Annotated in this window: 18 protein-coding genes and 2 other annotated features; of the genes, 1 reads left to right on the plus strand and 17 read right to left on the minus strand. The window is 39.0% G+C overall.

Translation table 11 applies throughout. From position 1 onward, the window contains the following. Positions 1 to 26 precede the first annotated feature (26 nt). Positions 27 to 782 (minus strand): TrmH family RNA methyltransferase, encoded by a 756-nt coding sequence (locus tag HPT25_RS00890; protein ID WP_173058679.1) that lies wholly within the window; start codon positions 780 to 782, stop codon positions 27 to 29. A gap of 102 nt (positions 783 to 884) precedes the next feature. Here HPT25_RS00890 and sspI point away from each other — a divergent pair, with 102 nt between their 5' ends. Further along, positions 885 to 1,094, plus strand: coding sequence for a small acid-soluble spore protein SspI (sspI, locus tag HPT25_RS00895; protein ID WP_173058682.1), 210 nt, complete (start codon positions 885 to 887; stop codon positions 1,092 to 1,094). Positions 1,095 to 1,230: 136 nt separating this feature from the next. On the opposite strand, the gene HPT25_RS00900 is transcribed toward sspI, so the two are convergent. From HPT25_RS00900 to coaE, 16 genes are all read right to left on the minus strand, one after another. Further along, on the minus strand, positions 1,231 to 2,316 hold the full coding sequence (locus tag HPT25_RS00900; protein ID WP_173058685.1) for a M42 family metallopeptidase: 1,086 nt from the start codon (positions 2,314 to 2,316) through the stop codon (positions 1,231 to 1,233). A gap of 62 nt (positions 2,317 to 2,378) precedes the next feature. Continuing rightward, positions 2,379 to 2,870 carry a dUTP diphosphatase gene (locus tag HPT25_RS00905; protein WP_173058688.1) on the minus strand — a complete coding sequence of 164 codons (492 nt, stop codon included), beginning with the start codon at positions 2,868 to 2,870 and terminating at the stop codon, positions 2,379 to 2,381. An 18-nt stretch (positions 2,871 to 2,888) separates the two neighbouring features. Further along, complete coding sequence (locus HPT25_RS00910; RefSeq protein WP_173058691.1) at positions 2,889 to 3,149, minus strand: DUF1294 domain-containing protein; 261 nt, start codon at positions 3,147 to 3,149, stop codon at positions 2,889 to 2,891. A 62-nt stretch (positions 3,150 to 3,211) separates the two neighbouring features. After that, the gene (rplT, locus tag HPT25_RS00915; protein WP_173058694.1) at positions 3,212 to 3,571 is read right to left on the minus strand and encodes a 50S ribosomal protein L20; all 360 of its coding nucleotides are present in this window, start codon (positions 3,569 to 3,571) and stop codon (positions 3,212 to 3,214) included. A 36-nt stretch (positions 3,572 to 3,607) separates the two neighbouring features. Then, positions 3,608 to 3,808 carry a 50S ribosomal protein L35 gene (gene rpmI / locus HPT25_RS00920; RefSeq protein WP_173058697.1) on the minus strand — a complete coding sequence of 67 codons (201 nt, stop codon included), beginning with the start codon at positions 3,806 to 3,808 and terminating at the stop codon, positions 3,608 to 3,610. A 16-nt stretch (positions 3,809 to 3,824) separates the two neighbouring features. Further along, positions 3,825 to 4,328, minus strand: a complete 504-nt coding sequence (infC, locus tag HPT25_RS00925) for a translation initiation factor IF-3 (RefSeq protein WP_173058699.1) — start codon at positions 4,326 to 4,328, stop codon at positions 3,825 to 3,827. A 150-nt stretch (positions 4,329 to 4,478) separates the two neighbouring features. Further along, positions 4,479 to 4,611: a sequence feature (ribosomal protein L20 leader region), on the minus strand. A gap of 230 nt (positions 4,612 to 4,841) precedes the next feature. Next, positions 4,842 to 6,776: a threonine--tRNA ligase gene (thrS, locus tag HPT25_RS00930; protein WP_173058702.1), complete on the minus strand. Its 1,935-nt coding sequence runs from the start codon at positions 6,774 to 6,776 to the stop codon at positions 4,842 to 4,844. Between the two features lie 49 nt (positions 6,777 to 6,825). Continuing rightward, positions 6,826 to 7,074 (minus strand) — a binding site (T-box leader). A gap of 143 nt (positions 7,075 to 7,217) precedes the next feature. Next, entirely contained in the window at positions 7,218 to 8,096 is an 879-nt protein-coding gene (gene ytxC, locus HPT25_RS00935) for a putative sporulation protein YtxC (RefSeq protein ID WP_173058705.1), read from the minus strand. A gap of 146 nt (positions 8,097 to 8,242) precedes the next feature. Further along, positions 8,243 to 9,172: a primosomal protein DnaI gene (dnaI, locus tag HPT25_RS00940; RefSeq protein ID WP_173058708.1), complete on the minus strand. Its 930-nt coding sequence runs from the start codon at positions 9,170 to 9,172 to the stop codon at positions 8,243 to 8,245. A 10-nt stretch (positions 9,173 to 9,182) separates the two neighbouring features. Beyond that, positions 9,183 to 10,583, minus strand: a complete 1,401-nt coding sequence (locus tag HPT25_RS00945; protein ID WP_173058711.1) for a replication initiation and membrane attachment family protein — start codon at positions 10,581 to 10,583, stop codon at positions 9,183 to 9,185. A 137-nt stretch (positions 10,584 to 10,720) separates the two neighbouring features. Beyond that, positions 10,721 to 11,182, minus strand: a complete 462-nt coding sequence (gene nrdR, locus HPT25_RS00950; RefSeq protein ID WP_173058714.1) for a transcriptional regulator NrdR — start codon at positions 11,180 to 11,182, stop codon at positions 10,721 to 10,723. Between the two features lie 111 nt (positions 11,183 to 11,293). Beyond that, positions 11,294 to 11,674: a hypothetical protein gene (locus tag HPT25_RS00955; RefSeq protein WP_173058717.1), complete on the minus strand. Its 381-nt coding sequence runs from the start codon at positions 11,672 to 11,674 to the stop codon at positions 11,294 to 11,296. Positions 11,675 to 11,783: 109 nt separating this feature from the next. Next, on the minus strand, positions 11,784 to 12,158 hold the full coding sequence (speD, locus tag HPT25_RS00960; RefSeq protein WP_173058720.1) for an adenosylmethionine decarboxylase: 375 nt from the start codon (positions 12,156 to 12,158) through the stop codon (positions 11,784 to 11,786). 442 nt (positions 12,159 to 12,600) lie between these two features. Continuing rightward, entirely contained in the window at positions 12,601 to 13,962 is a 1,362-nt protein-coding gene (locus tag HPT25_RS00965; RefSeq protein WP_173058723.1) for an IS1182 family transposase, read from the minus strand. Between the two features lie 314 nt (positions 13,963 to 14,276). After that, entirely contained in the window at positions 14,277 to 15,308 is a 1,032-nt protein-coding gene (locus HPT25_RS00970) for a glyceraldehyde-3-phosphate dehydrogenase (RefSeq protein WP_173058726.1), read from the minus strand. A gap of 300 nt (positions 15,309 to 15,608) precedes the next feature. Then, on the minus strand, positions 15,609 to 16,223 hold the full coding sequence (gene coaE, locus HPT25_RS00975) for a dephospho-CoA kinase (protein WP_173058729.1): 615 nt from the start codon (positions 16,221 to 16,223) through the stop codon (positions 15,609 to 15,611). Position 16,224 lies beyond the last annotated feature (1 nt).

Below are 16,224 nucleotides of genomic sequence, written 5' to 3' on the forward strand. Positions count from 1 at the left end.
TTGTTTATTTTCAAACCTGTTTGCGCCTATTTTTTCAAATAATATAAAAGAATGCCTGTTGCAACGGCTACGTTCAGCGATTCGCTTTTTCCAAATATAGGGATGTATAGGTTAGCTGTGGTTTTTCTAAGCAGTTCATTGCTAACACCATTTCCCTCGTTCCCTACGATTAAAGCAAAAGAATCCTCAGAAAGAATCTCAGTGTAGACAGAGGCGCCTTCCAGTGCGGTTCCGTACACAGGAATGTTTTTTTCCGCCAGCTTGGCTGTCCACTCCGACAAATCCCCATTTACGATAGGGAGATGAAAATGGCTTCCTTGTGCCGATCTCAACACTTTTGAATTATATATATCTACACTGCCGCGGCCCACAATAACCGCATCCATTCCTGCTGCATCAGCAGTTCGAATCATCGTACCTAGATTACCAGGGTCTTGTACTGCATCAATAAATAAGTATGTCTTAGCCTCTTGGAGAACTGTTTCCGCTGCAGCTTTACGACAAACAGCGTATATTCCCTGCGGTGCTTCCGTGTCCGATAAAGAGTTGGAAATCTCCTCAGTCACCATTATCACTGGTGTTGAACCGGCATCCAAGCGCGGCGGTAAACCTGTTTTTTCTGAAACAATAATTTCTACTACCTGTTCACTTTGTTTAAGAACTTCCTCCACCAAATGAAAACCTTCTACTAAAAACGTGCCTGAGCGGTCCCGTTCTTTTTTTGTTAACAGTTTCTTCCACTGTTTAACTTGTGGATTTTGCACAGATTGAATGTATTTCAATGCCTATTCCCCTTTATAAAAACTTTTGATTTTTTCATTATATCTAAAATACATAATAAAACCAAAAATTGAAAAGAATAATCACGAAAGGAGTGGGCATTCATGAATTTAAATTTGCGCAATGCAGTTATTCACAATGTTTCCAATAACACGCAAGATCAATTAGAAGATACGATTGTTGATGCTATCCAAAGCGGGGAGGAAAAAATGCTCCCAGGCCTCGGCGTGTTGTTTGAAGTGATTTGGCAAAATTCATCTGAACAAGAAAGAAAAGAACTGCTGCAAACCCTTGAAAATGGATTGAAGCAATAAATTCCATCCTAGGCTGCCAATTTTTTATAAATCGGCGGCTTTTTTATTTTGTTATTTACATAACTAGGGGTATTTGCGAATGTATCCTAAAACCGCAAACTAAAAATCCTCGGTTAAAAGCCGAGGATTAATCCTTTTATTCGTAGGTAATTTTATCAACCGTTTCACGGTCCAACCGCTTGATGACTTCTACAATCAACTTAACAGCATTTTCAAAATCATCTCGGTGGAGCATGGCCGCATGGGAATGAATATAGCGGGTTGCAATGGTTATCGCAAGCGCTGGTACACCATTATGAGTTAATGAGATGGACCCCGCATCCGTTCCTCCTCCTGGAATGGACTCGAATTGATATGGAATACCAAGTTCATCTGCCGTGTCCGTTACTAGATCACGAAGGCCCTTATGAGCAACAAGAGAGGCATCATACACAACAATTTGCGGACCCTTCCCCATTTTGCTCATTGCTTCTTTTTCGGTTACCCCTGGTGTATCACCAGCAATTCCAACATCCACGGCAAAACCGATATCCGGTTCAATTTTATGTGTCGCAGTCTTGGCACCGCGTAGTCCCACTTCTTCCTGAACATTTCCAACACCATATACAACGTTAGGGTGTTCAACATCTTTTAACTGCTTCAACACCTCAATGGCGATGGCACAGCCAATACGGTTATCCCAAGCTTTTGCGAGTAGCATTTTTTCGTTATTCATGACAGTAAATTCAAAGTATGGGACCACCATATCGCCAGGGCGTACTCCCCACTCTTGGGCTTCTTCCCTGCTTGAAGCCCCGATATCAATAAACATATCCTTAATTTCAATCGGTTTCTTGCGGGCTTCAACTGATAAAATATGCGGCGGCTTGGAACCAATTACACCCGTTACATCGCCTTTTCTTGTAACGATGGTGACACGCTGAGCTAGCATTACCTGATTCCACCATCCTCCGACAGGCTGGAAGCGAAGGAAGCCTTTATCATCAATTTTCGTGATCATAAAACCCACTTCATCCAAGTGGCCGGCAACCATAATTTTAGGACCGTCCTCTTTTCCTACCTTCTTGGCAATTAAACTCCCGAGGTTATCGGTTGTTAGCTCATCGGCGAATGGTGCCACGTATTTTTTCATGACTTCGCGAACTTCCCGCTCATTTCCGGGAATTCCCTTTGCATCAGTTAATTCCTTCAGCATGGCTAATGTTTCATCTAACTTTGCCATCGTTTAGCCCCCTTTATGTATTCACCATTTATTATATCGAAACCGGGAGTTGTTTAACAAATTTAATAGTTGTTCTGTTGCCTTTGATAATTGACTTCGTTTTTAGCGAAATATGCTTGCTCCATTTCTTCATAAGTAATTCCCAGTACAGCAGCCAGCTGCAAATAGGATTCAAACATTTTCACATAATCCTCAAGCCTTTTGCTTGTTTGAAATATGCCCGTCTTTTCATATACCCTTAAAAATTGTTCAGTGGCATCAAGGCCTGCTGCGGTGTCAGGCACCTGCAAATCAATTTTAGTATAACCACATTCAATCCCAAGAGATAAAATAAAATGCACCCCATCAACAAATTCTTCGAGAATCACATTTTTGGTTGATGCAGGCTTGATACTCCAAAACTTGAAGCAGCGAGTTTCATTTGCAAGCTCTCCTAATTCCACCATCAAGGCAAGAACCTTCCTGTTAAATAAATCCTCTTCAAGTAGCTGGTGTTTTTCCTCAATATGCCGATCTAATGCACGCTGCATTTCGAATAGTTTTTTTAAATTCATATGTTTGTGACTCCTTTGTTAGAAAATGATTTTTATCAAAAGCAGTATATCAACGATTGCCAATATCGGAAATCCGATTATAAAAGAAAGATGCTTTGTTTTATGGCGGAATAGCCTCATTCCAAGAAATGTTCCAATTGCTCCGCCGAACACAGCTACGAGCCATAATGTTTTTTCCTGAATACGGTATTGATGCTTTTGAGCTCGTTTTTTATCCATACCCATTATATAAAATCCCCAAACGTTCATGATCAACATAGTCAATAACAGAATTTTCATTAATTCCTCCTCCATCTATAGAAAAAGCCATCCTCCAATAAGAGAATGGCATTATTTATAAATTACTTGTTAAATTGTTGTTTAGCAGCGTCTGCTAATTGAGTGAACGCACCTGCGTCGCTAACAGCTAGTTCAGCAAGCATTTTGCGGTTTACTTCGATCCCAGCAAGCTTCAAACCATGCATTAAACGGCTGTAAGAAAGACCGTTCATGCGTGCTGCAGCATTGATACGAGTGATCCAAAGTTTGCGGAAGTCGCGTTTTTTCTGGCGACGGTCACGAAATGCATATTGCAATGATTTCATAACCTGTTGGTTAGCAACTTTGTATAATGTATGTTTTGAACCGTAATAACCTTTAGCTAATTTAAGAATTTTTTTACGACGTTTGCGAGTAACTGTACCGCCTTTTACACGTGGCATGTAATTTCCCTCCTATAAAAATCGAACGAATCGAGATTATTTCATGTTAGTTAATAGTTGGCGAATACGTTTGAAATCGCCTTTTGAAACCATTCCTGACTTACGAAGTTTGCGTTTTGCTTTTGTTGATTTGTTCGCAAATAAGTGACTTGTATATGCGTGGTCACGTTTTAATTGACCAGTTCCAGTTTTCTTGAAACGCTTAGCAGCGCCGCGGTGAGTTTTCATTTTTGGCATTGGGATATCCTCCTTATTACTTTTCGTTTTTAGGTGCTAAAACGAGGAACATGCTCCGGCCATCCATTTTCGGATGGGATTCAATCGTTGCAACTTCCTTGCACTCGCCAGCAAAACGGTCTAAAACTTTCTGACCGATTTCTTTATGGGTAATCGCCCGGCCCTTGAATCGGATTGAAGCTTTTACCTTGTCGCCTTTTTCCAAAAACTTAATTGCATTTCGAAGCTTAGTATTAAAGTCATGCTCATCAATTGTTGGGCTTAGACGAACTTCTTTAGTAGTGATAATTTTTTGGTTCTTACGAGCTTCTTTTTCTTTCTTTTGCTGCTCGAATTTAAATTTGCCGTAATCCATAATTCGGGCTACCGGAGGTTTTGCATTTGCTGCTACAAGTACCAAATCAAGGTTTACTCTTGCAGCAATCTCCAGTGCTTCGTTTTTCGATTTAATTCCTAACTGTTCGCCGTTTTGGTCAATCAAGCGAACTTCCCGAGCACGAATACCCTCATTTACCAACATGTCTTTGCTAATAGTTAGCCACCTCCAAGTTTCATCATGAATACAACGTCAGGGTCAAGACAAATAGTAAGACATTCCCTTATCAAACCGTTAAGATGACACATGGCAAAATGAACAGGTTAAATAAGTTTTAGCAGTCTATTAAAAATGCACAATAAAAAAGCGCGGATGAAAACACCCACACTTTACGAAACATAAACATACATTTAAAAAGTTTACGTAAAACCTGCCAACTGCCAATCGCGTCAAATCAGGTGAGAAGCGGGTGCTTCTTCTTTTCCCAAATAATTCGTATTCAATTATTACCTTAGTAACTATATCATAAGCAAAGACGCTGTGTCAAATAAACTTTCTTAACAGCAACGAAATTTATTTTAACAAGAAACTGAAAATTATTCAATACTTATTTTTTAAAAAGGACCTGTTCGCTTCCGCCACTCAGGTGAATCATCAACAAGCAGCACTATAAATACCTAAAAAAGAAAAGGGAGTTCATCCTCCCTTTTCTTCAAATTAACCACGTTTTACTTCGGTTTTAAGTGCTGTTAAAAACTCGGCAAATGGCTTAGTTTCTGAGTTTTGTTCCCCATATTTACGAACATTAACTGCTTGATCAGCCACTTCCTTATCCCCTACAACAAGCATGTAAGGGATTTTTAGCATTTGTGCTTCACGGATTTTGTAGCCGATTTTTTCATCACGACCATCCAATTCAACACGGAAGCCTTCTGCTTTCAATTGTTCCTGAACCTTTCTCGCATATTCATAATGAGCATCAGGTGACACAGGGATAACTTGTACTTGGACAGGTGCAAGCCAGGATGGGAATGCTCCTTTGTATTCTTCAATTAAGTAAGCAACAAAGCGTTCCATTGTGGAAACAACCCCGCGGTGAATAACAACCGGACGGTGCTGCTTACCATCTTCGCCGACATATGTTAAATCAAAGCGTTCCGGTAACAAGAAATCCAATTGAACAGTGGATAGTGTTTCATCTTTTCCAAGCGCTGTTCTAACTTGAACATCCAGCTTAGGACCGTAGAAGGCCGCTTCGCCCTCCGCTTCAAAATAGGAAAGCCCCATTTCATCCATAGCCTCTTTCAACATGCTTTGAGCTTTTTCCCACATTGCATCATCATCAAAGTATTTTTCTGTATCCTGCGGGTCACGGTAGGATAAACGGAAAGAATAATCCTTAATTTCAAAGTCTTTATAGACTTCCATAATTAACTGAACAACTCTTTGGAATTCTTCTTTAATTTGGTCCGGCCGCACAAAGATATGAGCATCATTCAATGTCATACCACGGACACGCTGCAACCCAGATAAAGCACCTGACATTTCATAACGGTGCATCGTACCAAGCTCAGCAATACGAATCGGCAGCTCGCGATAGCTATGAATCGCGTTTTTGTACACCATCATATGATGCGGACAATTCATTGGACGAAGAACTAGCTGCTCATTATCCATATCCATTACCGGGAACATATCTTCATGATAATGATCCCAGTGACCGGAAGTTTTATAGAGATCAACACTTCCCATGATCGGTGTATACACGTGGTTATATCCCAGGCTAAGTTCCTTATCAACGATATAGCGCTCTACAATACGGCGAATCGTTGCTCCTTTTGGCAGCCAAAGAGGCAAACCTTGACCAATCAATTGTGAATTTGTAAAAAGACTTAATTCTTTTCCTAGCTTACGATGGTCGCGTTCTTTTGCCTCAGCAAGCAAACGTAAATGCTCAGCTAAGTCTTCTTTTTTGAAGAAAGCTGTGCCATAAATGCGTTGGAGCATTTTATTATCACTGTCTCCACGCCAATAAGCACCTGCAATGTTCAATAATTTAAATTCTTTAATTTTTCCTGTTGATGGCACATGAATCCCGCGGCATAGGTCAAAGAAGTCACCCTGCTCGTAAATCGTTACGGTTTCATCATCAGGAATTGCTTCAATAAGTTCTAGTTTATACGGATCGCCAACTTCTTTATAAAGCTGGACCGCTTCAGCCCTGCTGACTTCCTTGCGGACAACCTCAATATTTTCATTGACGATTTTCGCCATTTCTTTTTCAATCTTCGGCAAATCCTCAGGAGTGATCGATTCATCCAAATCTATATCGTAATAAAATCCGCCTTCAATAACGGGGCCAACACCAAGCTTAACATGTGGATACAGTCGTTTAATGGCCTGTGCCATTAAGTGTGCAGTACTGTGGCGAAGTACCTCCAATGCTTCAGGTGAATCAGGAGTCACGATTTCTATTGAACCATCCTCATTGAGCGGACGGCGAAGATCAACGAGTTTTCCATTTAGTTTTCCGGCAATCGCTTTTTTCTTTAGGCCCGGGCTAATGGACGCCGCAACATCTTCCGTTGTTGTTCCTTTTGGAAACTCCTTAATAGCTCCATCAGGAAACGAAAATTTTACAACGTCTGACATAATAAATTTCCTCCAATCTTTTGATAAAAATAAAAAACCCGTCCCTATAAAAAGGGACGAGTTATCATTAACACGTGGTTCCACCCAAATTTCCCATTTTTTAAGCTTAGCTAAAAAATGGCTTTAGGTCAGATAACGGCTGGTGCCGTCAACAATTACTTTCCTTCAACCATTCGAAAGGGTTCACTGTTGAAGTTTAAAGGCGGTAAGTAAATTTTTCGTGTTAGGAAGCTTTCAGCCATGACCTCCCTCTCTTTAAACCGTAAAAAAATACTCATGTCCTTATCATTACTTTTACTAATGATTTTACTGTGGCTGGCTTCAGCACATCATTCAAGCACTGCTGCCTAACTATGTACGTTATTATAATAATTAATTTTTAAAAAATCAAGTTCCTCCAGCCATATCATACAAATTAATTACTTCAATAATGAAAGATCTTTATGCTTGATTTTCGGAAGAATCCAAATTCTCCTGAATGTATTTCAAGTGACGGAGAGCGCTATGCGTTTTGATGATTACTCTTTCCTCAAAAATATTTTTTATCGTCCGGACTAAAGGTGCTTCATCATTATTCGTATATAGAAAAATCTTTTTTGGCGCAAGTGAAAGTAGCGGTGCAATCGTGGAGGAATCAACATAAACCGGATGGTTCACCAGCAATTTACGATCAATCATTTTCGTTAAGTCACTTCTTTTGATTTCTTCCATCCACTCATCATAAAAGGTAATTTCCTCATCAAACAATAAATGCATTGTCTCGATTTTAGGTTCACGATTCGCTAAAAAGTCGCGAAGCATGTAGATGAACATCTGATACTCCTGCTCCAGTTTAAATTCATCAATGGCTACTTCAACATAATTTTCTAAGTACTTCATATAATCACGCAGCCGAAATTTCAAAAATGAATCAAAGGAAAAGGAAATATTATCCTGCAGAACATGGTGAATGGCTTCTCTAATAAACGGTTCGTTATTTGTATTTTTCAAAAAAACGGTTAAATCCTCTCTTTGCCCCTCTAGAATCGAATGAAGAATTTCTAAAATTTGTTGTTGCTCTTCCAGATCCTCATAAAAGAACTGGTTCCTGATAATTTCCCGAAACCAATCTTCCCGTTTCACTTCAATAATAAAGGCATATATTGCCTGCTTCACCCGATTGTAAAAATCTGCGGAAAGTGAGCCGGCAAGTACCTTCACCATTTTCTGGTCTTCATGTAAAAGTATTTCCTCATTCGCTGCATCCATATTTAAACACTTCAATAAGTGATGATAAAACATGATCGCATCTGTCCTGCTCTGGAAAATGATTTCCGCCAACCAAATCCCCCCTTTAACCCAATCCATGTTTTAATATATATGGAGGACTTGGCCAAAATAGAAGTTTAGCAGCAAAAGGATTACCAAAAAAAAGGATTGCCAACCAAAATCGTTGGCAATCCTATGGGTATCTAGCTTTAAATTAATTAAGATCGGCGGTTTGGGCCGCTGACAAGAACAGGTTCACTAAGTGAACGAATTCTTTCCATGATTCTCCGGGCTTTTACTTTTTCTTCTTCTCCTCGCTGACTGTACGCAAGGTGATGCTCAAGCTCGCCAAAGTCGAAATTGGAAGTGAAAAAGGTAGGCAGGCTTTCCAGCATTCTGAATTGTAAAATCGGCCCCAATACCTCATCCCTTGTCCAGCTTGAAACTGCTTCAGCCCCAATGTCATCAAGCATGAGGACCGGTTCTTTTTTCAACGCTTCGATTTTTTCGTTTAATGTTGAATCAGCGATCGAACTTTTTAATTCTCTAAACAGTTCAGGAACATAAACAATCATCGATGGAATTTGCTTTTTAGCAAGCCTGTTGGCAATAGCTCCTAATAAATAAGACTTTCCGACACCAAATTTTCCGTGAAAATATAATCCTTTTCCCTTTTTTCCCTGCTCATAATTCATTAAAAAAGAAACGGCTTTTTGAACTGCATCAATACGGGTTTCATCATGCTCAAATTCTTCAAAAGTAGCGGATAAAATTTCTTTAGGCACATATAAGCTTTTGATCATTTTTTCATTTCTGCGCTTTTCATCATCGATTATTTTTCTTGGGCAGCGATTATAAGTGACATCAATCGAATTTCGTGTAATCACCAATTCTGGATGGTAGCCCTTCATGATGTTAATACATTCCTCCAGATTTTTACATTGGTTGCATTCCTTGCTTTGATTGATATATTCGTAAAGCTTCCCTAGACTTCTCTCAATCATCTCATCGGAAATCGATTGCCGATTTTCACGGATAAAAGCTTGGATATCCGGATGTTTAAGCGTCTCTTGCCGCATTTTTTCGTATCTCTTTTGAAAATTTCCACTAGATGCCAACCGTTTTAAAGTATGATTGATATTTTCCATAAGTCACCGCCTATTCGTCAAGCGCCTTCAGCATTTCTTCAATTTCACGCTTTTTGGCCTCAAACTCCGTATTGTTTTCTATTTGTGTTGTTTCTGTCTTCTTTGGTGCTTCTTCATCAAACCAATCTGGAAGTAGTTCAGATCGAATTGGTTTTGTTTTCGTCGTCTTCCCGCCTGATTTTTTATTTTCGGTCCAGCCCAGATACGTACGATATTCACTTTTCGCCAATTCCATTGCTTCTTTCACAGTTTTAATTTGCTTTCGCGCCCAGTGGCTTGCAATTTTTTCTACATAGCCTTTTGTAAGCTTCATATCTGTCCTCAGCATGGCAAATTGAACAAGAACATTTATGACACCAGGAAGAAGCTTTTGTTTAAACATAACCTCTTCAATGATTTGAATATCTGATTTAGACGGTTCTGCGCCCCCGGAGAGATCCTTCAATACACGTAAAGGTGAAGTAGTTTCTAAATAGCGAATAAGCTTTTCTTCTTTTGTCCTAGGCTCTGTTATTTGAACTTGCATTGCAACAGGCTGTGTTCGTTCCACAAGATTCGGAAGCTGATCGTAGTTCACATATTGATACCAATCACGCGCACCTTTACGTAACTCTTCAATATCGATTTCACTCGACTCATTTAGAGCACTTAGAATAATATTTTTCATTTGAATGGCATCAATTTGATAGAGGAAAGCAAGATTGCTAATCACCTCTTTAACTTTTGGTGTTAACGACTTAGATGGAACAAGCGACTCATTTAATCCTGCCTGCAGCAAATCAAAATCAAAGCTATTCACATCTATTTGAATGCCCTTTTGATCGCGCCGGCCAATAATTTGTTCTCCTGGGACAGGTTCCAGTTCTGAAGTAACGTTCTGAAGGTATTGAAAACTGCCTGGAACAGCGGAAATAAATACATCTTGAAACGCCTTTGTGATATTCAAATACTCTTGGTCCTTCGGTATTTGTTGATCTGAAAAAAATCGTTTAAGACGCGCAAAGTGATTTTTCCCTATTTTTCGATATAAATAAATATTTAACATTCCATCCAGAAAAAATTGTTCTGGACTTAACGGTGGCTGGAGTTCATAGATAAAGGATCGTTCTTCCGCATCGGTCTTCACAAATGTCTTTAATAACCCGATCCCCTCGAGCTTTAAGCGCGCTTCATATATTTCTTTTAAATTCATTCCTGAAACATTCATTAGCAAATGATGTGTGGAGGAGTCAGACCATAGCCTATTTTCCTCCACTTCTGCCCATAGTGTCATATACAAACTAAAGCAGCTGGAACCAATCAAGGGCTGATAAAGAAATGTCAACACTTTGCGGTCGTAATCATGAAGCAGTCCATGTGCTGATACAATATAACGGTCAATTGGAAGAATTTCTTGCCAATGCTGCGCCATTTTGCCTTTTCGCCCCTTTTTATTTATTCATGCTTATTAAACTTGAATGTTGATTTTCCGCTTCCATTCACAATACAATAACTCAAAAAAACCTTTATATAAATTGCAAAAAGAGCCAAAGCCACACCTTTAGCTCTCTAGGATTTCTCTTTATTGATTAGCTCCTTTAATTCTTCGATAAAGACATTAATATCTTTAAATTGGCGGTATACAGAAGCAAAGCGGACGTAGGCAACTTCATCAACAAGCGCCAGCCTGTCCATCACCATTTCGCCAATTGATTCACTTTTAATTTCTGAAATACCCTGGCTTCGAAGCTCCTTTTCCACCCCTTGGGTTATATCCTCCAATTCTTTTAAAGCTACAGGACGCTTCTCACATGCTTTAATAAGACCGCGCAATATTTTTTCACGGCTGAATTCTTCCCTAGTACCCTCTTTCTTAACTACGATCAATGGGATCTCCTCAATCTTCTCAAACGTAGTAAAGCGGTACCCGCATTCTTCGCATTCTCTCCTTCTTCTCGTTGCACGTCCCTCGTCGACCGGCCGGGAATCAAGCACGCGCGTACCATAATGCTGACATGAAGGGCATTTCATGGTCAATCAACTCCAAATCTTAACAGCAATAAATCTAAAACTTTCCGCAGTTTTCCTATTATTATCTTATATAAAAGAGCCGTGAGTTTCAACACTCAACTCCAAGGAGTTTTATTTAATTCTCACAACTGTATGTAATTGATTGATCCTTTCGTAGTAAAAATTAATCCGCTTTCTCAAATCAGGGTATATACCAAGCAAGGAAAATTTCTCAGATGAAATCGTAAAATCAACTGCAGATTCCAATGGTTTCACATTCACAACGGTTGCAATTAAGAAGCAATGGAAAGGTTTACTAATTTCAACAGCAATTTCTCCATGCTCTTTAGATACAGTTGTGATCCGGCAATCGGCATCTTCCCTGAACATTTTTTCAACTGTATCAAATAGTTGATTAAAAGAGGCTTTATAATAATGCGTTTTTAGAACATTATCACTGTTCTGATCCGATGTTTCAATTTCCCTTTTATAACGCGTGAATAAATTAACCATACAAACCCCCTAAGAATATGTTGTCATATCCAATAGTATAAAACATTATCCTTAAAATATAAAAAGAGGTGTCTTATGAACACCTCTTATCTCGTCAGTTTCAATTAAATTATAATACGTTCGCCTGTTTCACTTGAACAGGACCCATTCCACGCGGAATTTCAATATTTTCACGTGTTTCAGCATTAAATGCTTCTGCAATGTAGTCAGCTGCAATATTCGGGTCTAAATTCCCGCATGTGTACACGTCAATACTAGCATAACCGTGTTCAGGGAAGCTGTGAATTGTAAGATGTGATTCCGAAATAATTACAACACCACTTACTCCTTGTGGAGCAAATTTATGAAAAGCTACCTCGCGAATTTCTGCACCTGATTTAAGTGCTGCTTCTACAAACGTTTTTTCAATAAAGTCAATGTCATTTAATTTTTCGAAGTCGCATCCCCATAGTTCAGAGATTACGTGACGTCCCATTGTTTCCATATTCTTTTCCCCCTCTTACCTTTTTGAGTCCTTCCCAAAATCCTGATATTGACGGCATCAGAGAAACTACCACGGGGGAAAGTTAGTCCAAAGAGGTCCTAACCCTTTAAGTAGTTAATTGCTACCTAATTTTAAGAAGTTCACGATGACTAGTATACTTTGTTTATATTTTTTTTGCAACCTATCATTTTAAAATTTTTATAAAATAAAAATATCTTAATGCTTTTCTTGCCCATTTCAGCCTTTAAAAATGCATCTTAAACTATATATCTAAGCTATTATATGTATATTTGTCCGAGTGGACACAAAAAATGCTGTCATGAGACAGCATTTCAGATTGTAGACAAAAGGCATTTCAAAAGTTCCGATTCTGGCGCCCTTTTCTAAAATTGGGATTTTTCTGTTTGATTTTTCTTAAGGTAGACCCCGGCGGGGTCTATTTTTATGCCATTTCTGGACTTTTCCAAGTCCATGTAGCCAACTTCTTTAAATTCATAGCAGCAAAAGTAAGCATCGCCTGCATGGACAATTTTTTAAGACCTCTTAAGGTTGTCCATCGCATACCATGCTTTTCTTTCGCATCCGCGAATACACGTTCAATTGTTTCTTTACGACGTGCATATATTATTTTATTCTCTTCTGTATGACGAAGATGTTCAGCCTCTTCAAGATATGGTTCCCAGATATGTCGTTGAATGAGCTTTTGATGATTTTGACTTTGTGTACATTGTGCTAGAAGTGGGCAATCCTTACATATAACAGGATTAGAGATGTACTGTCGATAACCTTCCTTAGTAGTCGTTCTATAATCCAGAACTTGTCCTTCCGGACATATGTAACAATCAAAGTGCTCATCATAGACATAATCGTGCTTTTTCAAATATCCCTCCTTTGTACGTGGTCGTGTATAGGGTAAAGCAGGGCGAATTTCATTTTCAATTAAATATTGAGCAATAGCAGGTGTTTTATATCCGGCATCAGCAGCTACAGCATTAGGTTTCCCACATTTTTCAATGACCTTTTCAACTAGAGGCTCTAACATTGTACTATCATGAACGTTACCTGGAGTTACAATAGTCCCCAGGACAAAACCATTTCTATCTGCGGCTGCATGAAATGAATAAGCAAATTGCTTTGTCCTTTCGTCTTTTACATAGTAACCACTCTCCGAATCTGTTGTACTTTCTTTTATTTCTTTGTTTTCTTCTTTTTCATATTTATCTGGTGGGATGGGCTTTTTCCCATGTTCTTCACGATCACTATTAATTTCTGCTTGAAGACGTGCTTCATAAGCTTTTGATTCTTTCCGAACTACTTTCTTTTCGAATTTGCGTTTATTTGCACTTGCTTTAACGTGAGTTGAATCAATGAATACATGTTCCGAACTAACTAACTTTTTATCTGCTGCCTCTTTTAAAATACGGTAGAAAATTTGTTCAAATAAGTCTGTATCCTTAAAACGACGTTCGTAGTTTTTACCAAAAGTTGAAAAGTGGGGTACTTTATCATAAAAACCAAATCCTAAAAACCAGCGATACGCCATATTTGTTTCAATTTCCTTTATCGTTTGACGCATCGAACGGATACCGAAGGTATATTGAATGAAAGCCATCTTAATTAATACAACAGGGTCAATACTTGAACGTCCGCGCTTAGTTGAGTACAAATCTTCAACCAATGAATAGATAAATGAAAAATCTACTGCGGCTTCTATTTTGCGAACCAAGTGATCAGCAGGTACAAGTTGATCTAAGGCAATCATTTCAATTTGGTCACGATTTATCTGTGTATTTTTCGAAAGCATTCCATCCACCTCTATTAATTCTCTGTAAATAAATTATACAAAAGGCTGTGTTAATGTACATTATTGATTTTTACACTCTGTTGATTGGAGTGGAAGGCGGCGAAGACTCCTGCGGGAGTACGGGACAGGGGAGACCCCGCAGGCGCTGAAAGCGCAGAGGAGGCTCCCCGAACCGCCCGCGGAAAGCGAAGCCGCCTGGAACGGAAATCAACAGACAAGTTTAATATGGCCAAACAAAAAAGACTGTCGATTTTAAACCCGAAATCCTTCGGATTTGTCGACAGTCTGAAATGCTGTCATGAGACAGCATTTTTTCAGCCGACCTTAACTTGATTCATTTTTGCAATTTCTTCTGCAACGAAAAGACTGAGATCTACCACACGGGAAGAATACCCCCATTCATTATCATACCAAGCTAATACTTTTACTTTTCTTGTTCCCATTACCATGGTGGAAAGACCATCAATGATCGCCGAATGATGGTTTGTATTAAAGTCGACAGATACTAACGGTTCCATTGTGAAACTTAGGATTCCTTTCAATGGGCCTTCAGCCGCCTCACGAAACGCCTGATTAATATCATCAATCGTTACATCCTGATTGATGTCGACCACTAAATCGACAAGAGATACGTTAGGAGTTGGAACCCTTAATGCCATACCATGTAGTTTACCTTTCAGTTGCGGCAAAACTAGCGATAACGCTTTCGCAGCACCTGTCGTTGTTGGAATGATTGATTGTCCGCAAGCCCGTGCACGGCGTAGATCCTTATGTGGATTATCGATATTTTTTTGATCGTTCGTATAGGCATGAATGGTTGTCATTAGCCCGCTTTCAATTCCAAACTTTTCATCGAGAATTTTAGCAACAGGTGCAAGACAATTTGTCGTACAGGATGCATTGGAAATAATATCATGCTTCTCAATATCAAGCATTTCTTCATTTACCCCCATAACAATCGTTACATCCTCATTTTTACCTGGTGCTGTCAAAATGACCTTTTTCGCACCTGCAGTTAAATGTAAAGCAGCTTTTTCTCTAGAATTAAATTTGCCCGTTGCTTCAATAACGATATCAATCCCCAGCTCTTTCCAAGGCAGATCTTCCGGATGACGATGATTCAAAAGTTTAATTCGCTTCCCATTCACAAGAAGTTCATCATCTAATGGGATCACTTCTCCTTGGAATATCCCATGATTGGTATCATATTTGATTAAATGTGCTAATGTATCTGCTGGATAACTTGCATTGATGGCCACAACATCAAGTCTATTTTCAAGGATTGCTTGTCTAAAAACCATCCTTCCAATTCTTCCAAATCCGTTAATCGCCAATTTTGTCTTCATTTTACGGCCCCTTCCGCATTAGTGTTATACTTATTAGTTCGTATCGATGTAATTAGTATAACATATTTAATTCTATTTGTGACATATAAATGGCGTATTATTTAAATGTTTTACTATTCTGAAATTAAATATAGAAAACTCGCGCCTGGCGAGCTCATTAGGGCGAAGACATAGGCGCAGTTCGTCGAAAAGCACAGCTTCTCGACTGCGAGGCTAATGCTCACGAAGCATTCCTTAGTGCACTTATGCCTGATAGAAAAGCTTTCCTATCAGCAAAAAAAAGAGAAGGAACACTCCTTCTCACAATGAATTATTCGCTTTTACACCCCAATGTGCTAATACTTTTAAGAGTTGTTTTTTTGTATCCTCAATGGAGCCATTATTGTTAATAACACCATCAGCTAATTTTACTTTTTCAGACAGCGGCATTTGTGATTTTATACGCGCTTCAGCTTCCTCCAAAGTTAGCTGATTCCGGCTCATTAACCGCTCTAATTGTATTTCTTTGTCAACATATACAAGGAGCGTCTTGCTCGCCATATATGTCAGTTTACTTTCAAATAAGAGAGGAATATCTAGAACAATAGCAGCTTCATTTAGACTTTTGGCTGTCTCCATTTTTTCTAACATCCTTTTTCTTACTTCGGGATGAACAATTTGGTTTAAAAGCAGCCTTTTTTCTTCTTGATGAAAAACAATACTTCCTAATTTCTGTCGATCGATTTCCCCATTTTCTAATAAAATTTCCCGGCCAAATTCTTCAACAATCTTCAAATAAGCCGGCGCACCTTTTTCTACAGCCAGGCGCGCCTCTACATCCGCATCGATTACAGTGATGTCCATTTCCTTAAACATATTGGATACTGTACTTTTCCCACTGGCAATTCCGCCTGTCAACCCAATCATTAATGTCATG

The organism is Neobacillus endophyticus (genome assembly GCF_013248975.1).
Taxonomy (GTDB): domain Bacteria; phylum Bacillota; class Bacilli; order Bacillales; family Cytobacillaceae; genus Neobacillus; species Neobacillus endophyticus.

Coding starts and splice junctions, on each gene's coding strand:
- sspI (WP_173058682.1), top strand. CDS start 885: ATGAATTTAAATTTGCGCAATGCAGTTATTCACAATGTTTCCAATAAC.
- HPT25_RS00900 (WP_173058685.1), bottom strand. CDS start 2,316: ATGGCAAAGTTAGATGAAACATTAGCCATGCTGAAGGAATTAACTGAT.
- HPT25_RS00905 (WP_173058688.1), bottom strand. CDS start 2,870: ATGAATTTAAAAAAACTATTCGAAATGCAGCGTGCATTAGATCGGCAT.
- HPT25_RS00910 (WP_173058691.1), bottom strand. CDS start 3,149: ATGAAAATTCTGTTATTGACTATGTTGATCATGAACGTTTGGGGATTT.
- rplT (WP_173058694.1), bottom strand. CDS start 3,571: ATGCCACGTGTAAAAGGCGGTACAGTTACTCGCAAACGTCGTAAAAAA.
- rpmI (WP_173058697.1), bottom strand. CDS start 3,808: ATGCCAAAAATGAAAACTCACCGCGGCGCTGCTAAGCGTTTCAAGAAA.
- infC (WP_173058699.1), bottom strand. CDS start 4,328: ATGTTGGTAAATGAGGGTATTCGTGCTCGGGAAGTTCGCTTGATTGAC.
- thrS (WP_173058702.1), bottom strand. CDS start 6,776: ATGTCAGACGTTGTAAAATTTTCGTTTCCTGATGGAGCTATTAAGGAG.
- dnaI (WP_173058708.1), bottom strand. CDS start 9,172: ATGGAAAATATCAATCATACTTTAAAACGGTTGGCATCTAGTGGAAAT.
- HPT25_RS00945 (WP_173058711.1), bottom strand. CDS start 10,583: ATGGCGCAGCATTGGCAAGAAATTCTTCCAATTGACCGTTATATTGTA.
- nrdR (WP_173058714.1), bottom strand. CDS start 11,182: ATGAAATGCCCTTCATGTCAGCATTATGGTACGCGCGTGCTTGATTCC.
- HPT25_RS00955 (WP_173058717.1), bottom strand. CDS start 11,674: ATGGTTAATTTATTCACGCGTTATAAAAGGGAAATTGAAACATCGGAT.
- speD (WP_173058720.1), bottom strand. CDS start 12,158: ATGGAAACAATGGGACGTCACGTAATCTCTGAACTATGGGGATGCGAC.
- HPT25_RS00965 (WP_173058723.1), bottom strand. CDS start 13,962: ATGCTTTCGAAAAATACACAGATAAATCGTGACCAAATTGAAATGATT.
- HPT25_RS00970 (WP_173058726.1), bottom strand. CDS start 15,308: ATGAAGACAAAATTGGCGATTAACGGATTTGGAAGAATTGGAAGGATG.
- coaE (WP_173058729.1), bottom strand. CDS start 16,223: ATGACATTAATGATTGGGTTGACAGGCGGAATTGCCAGTGGGAAAAGT.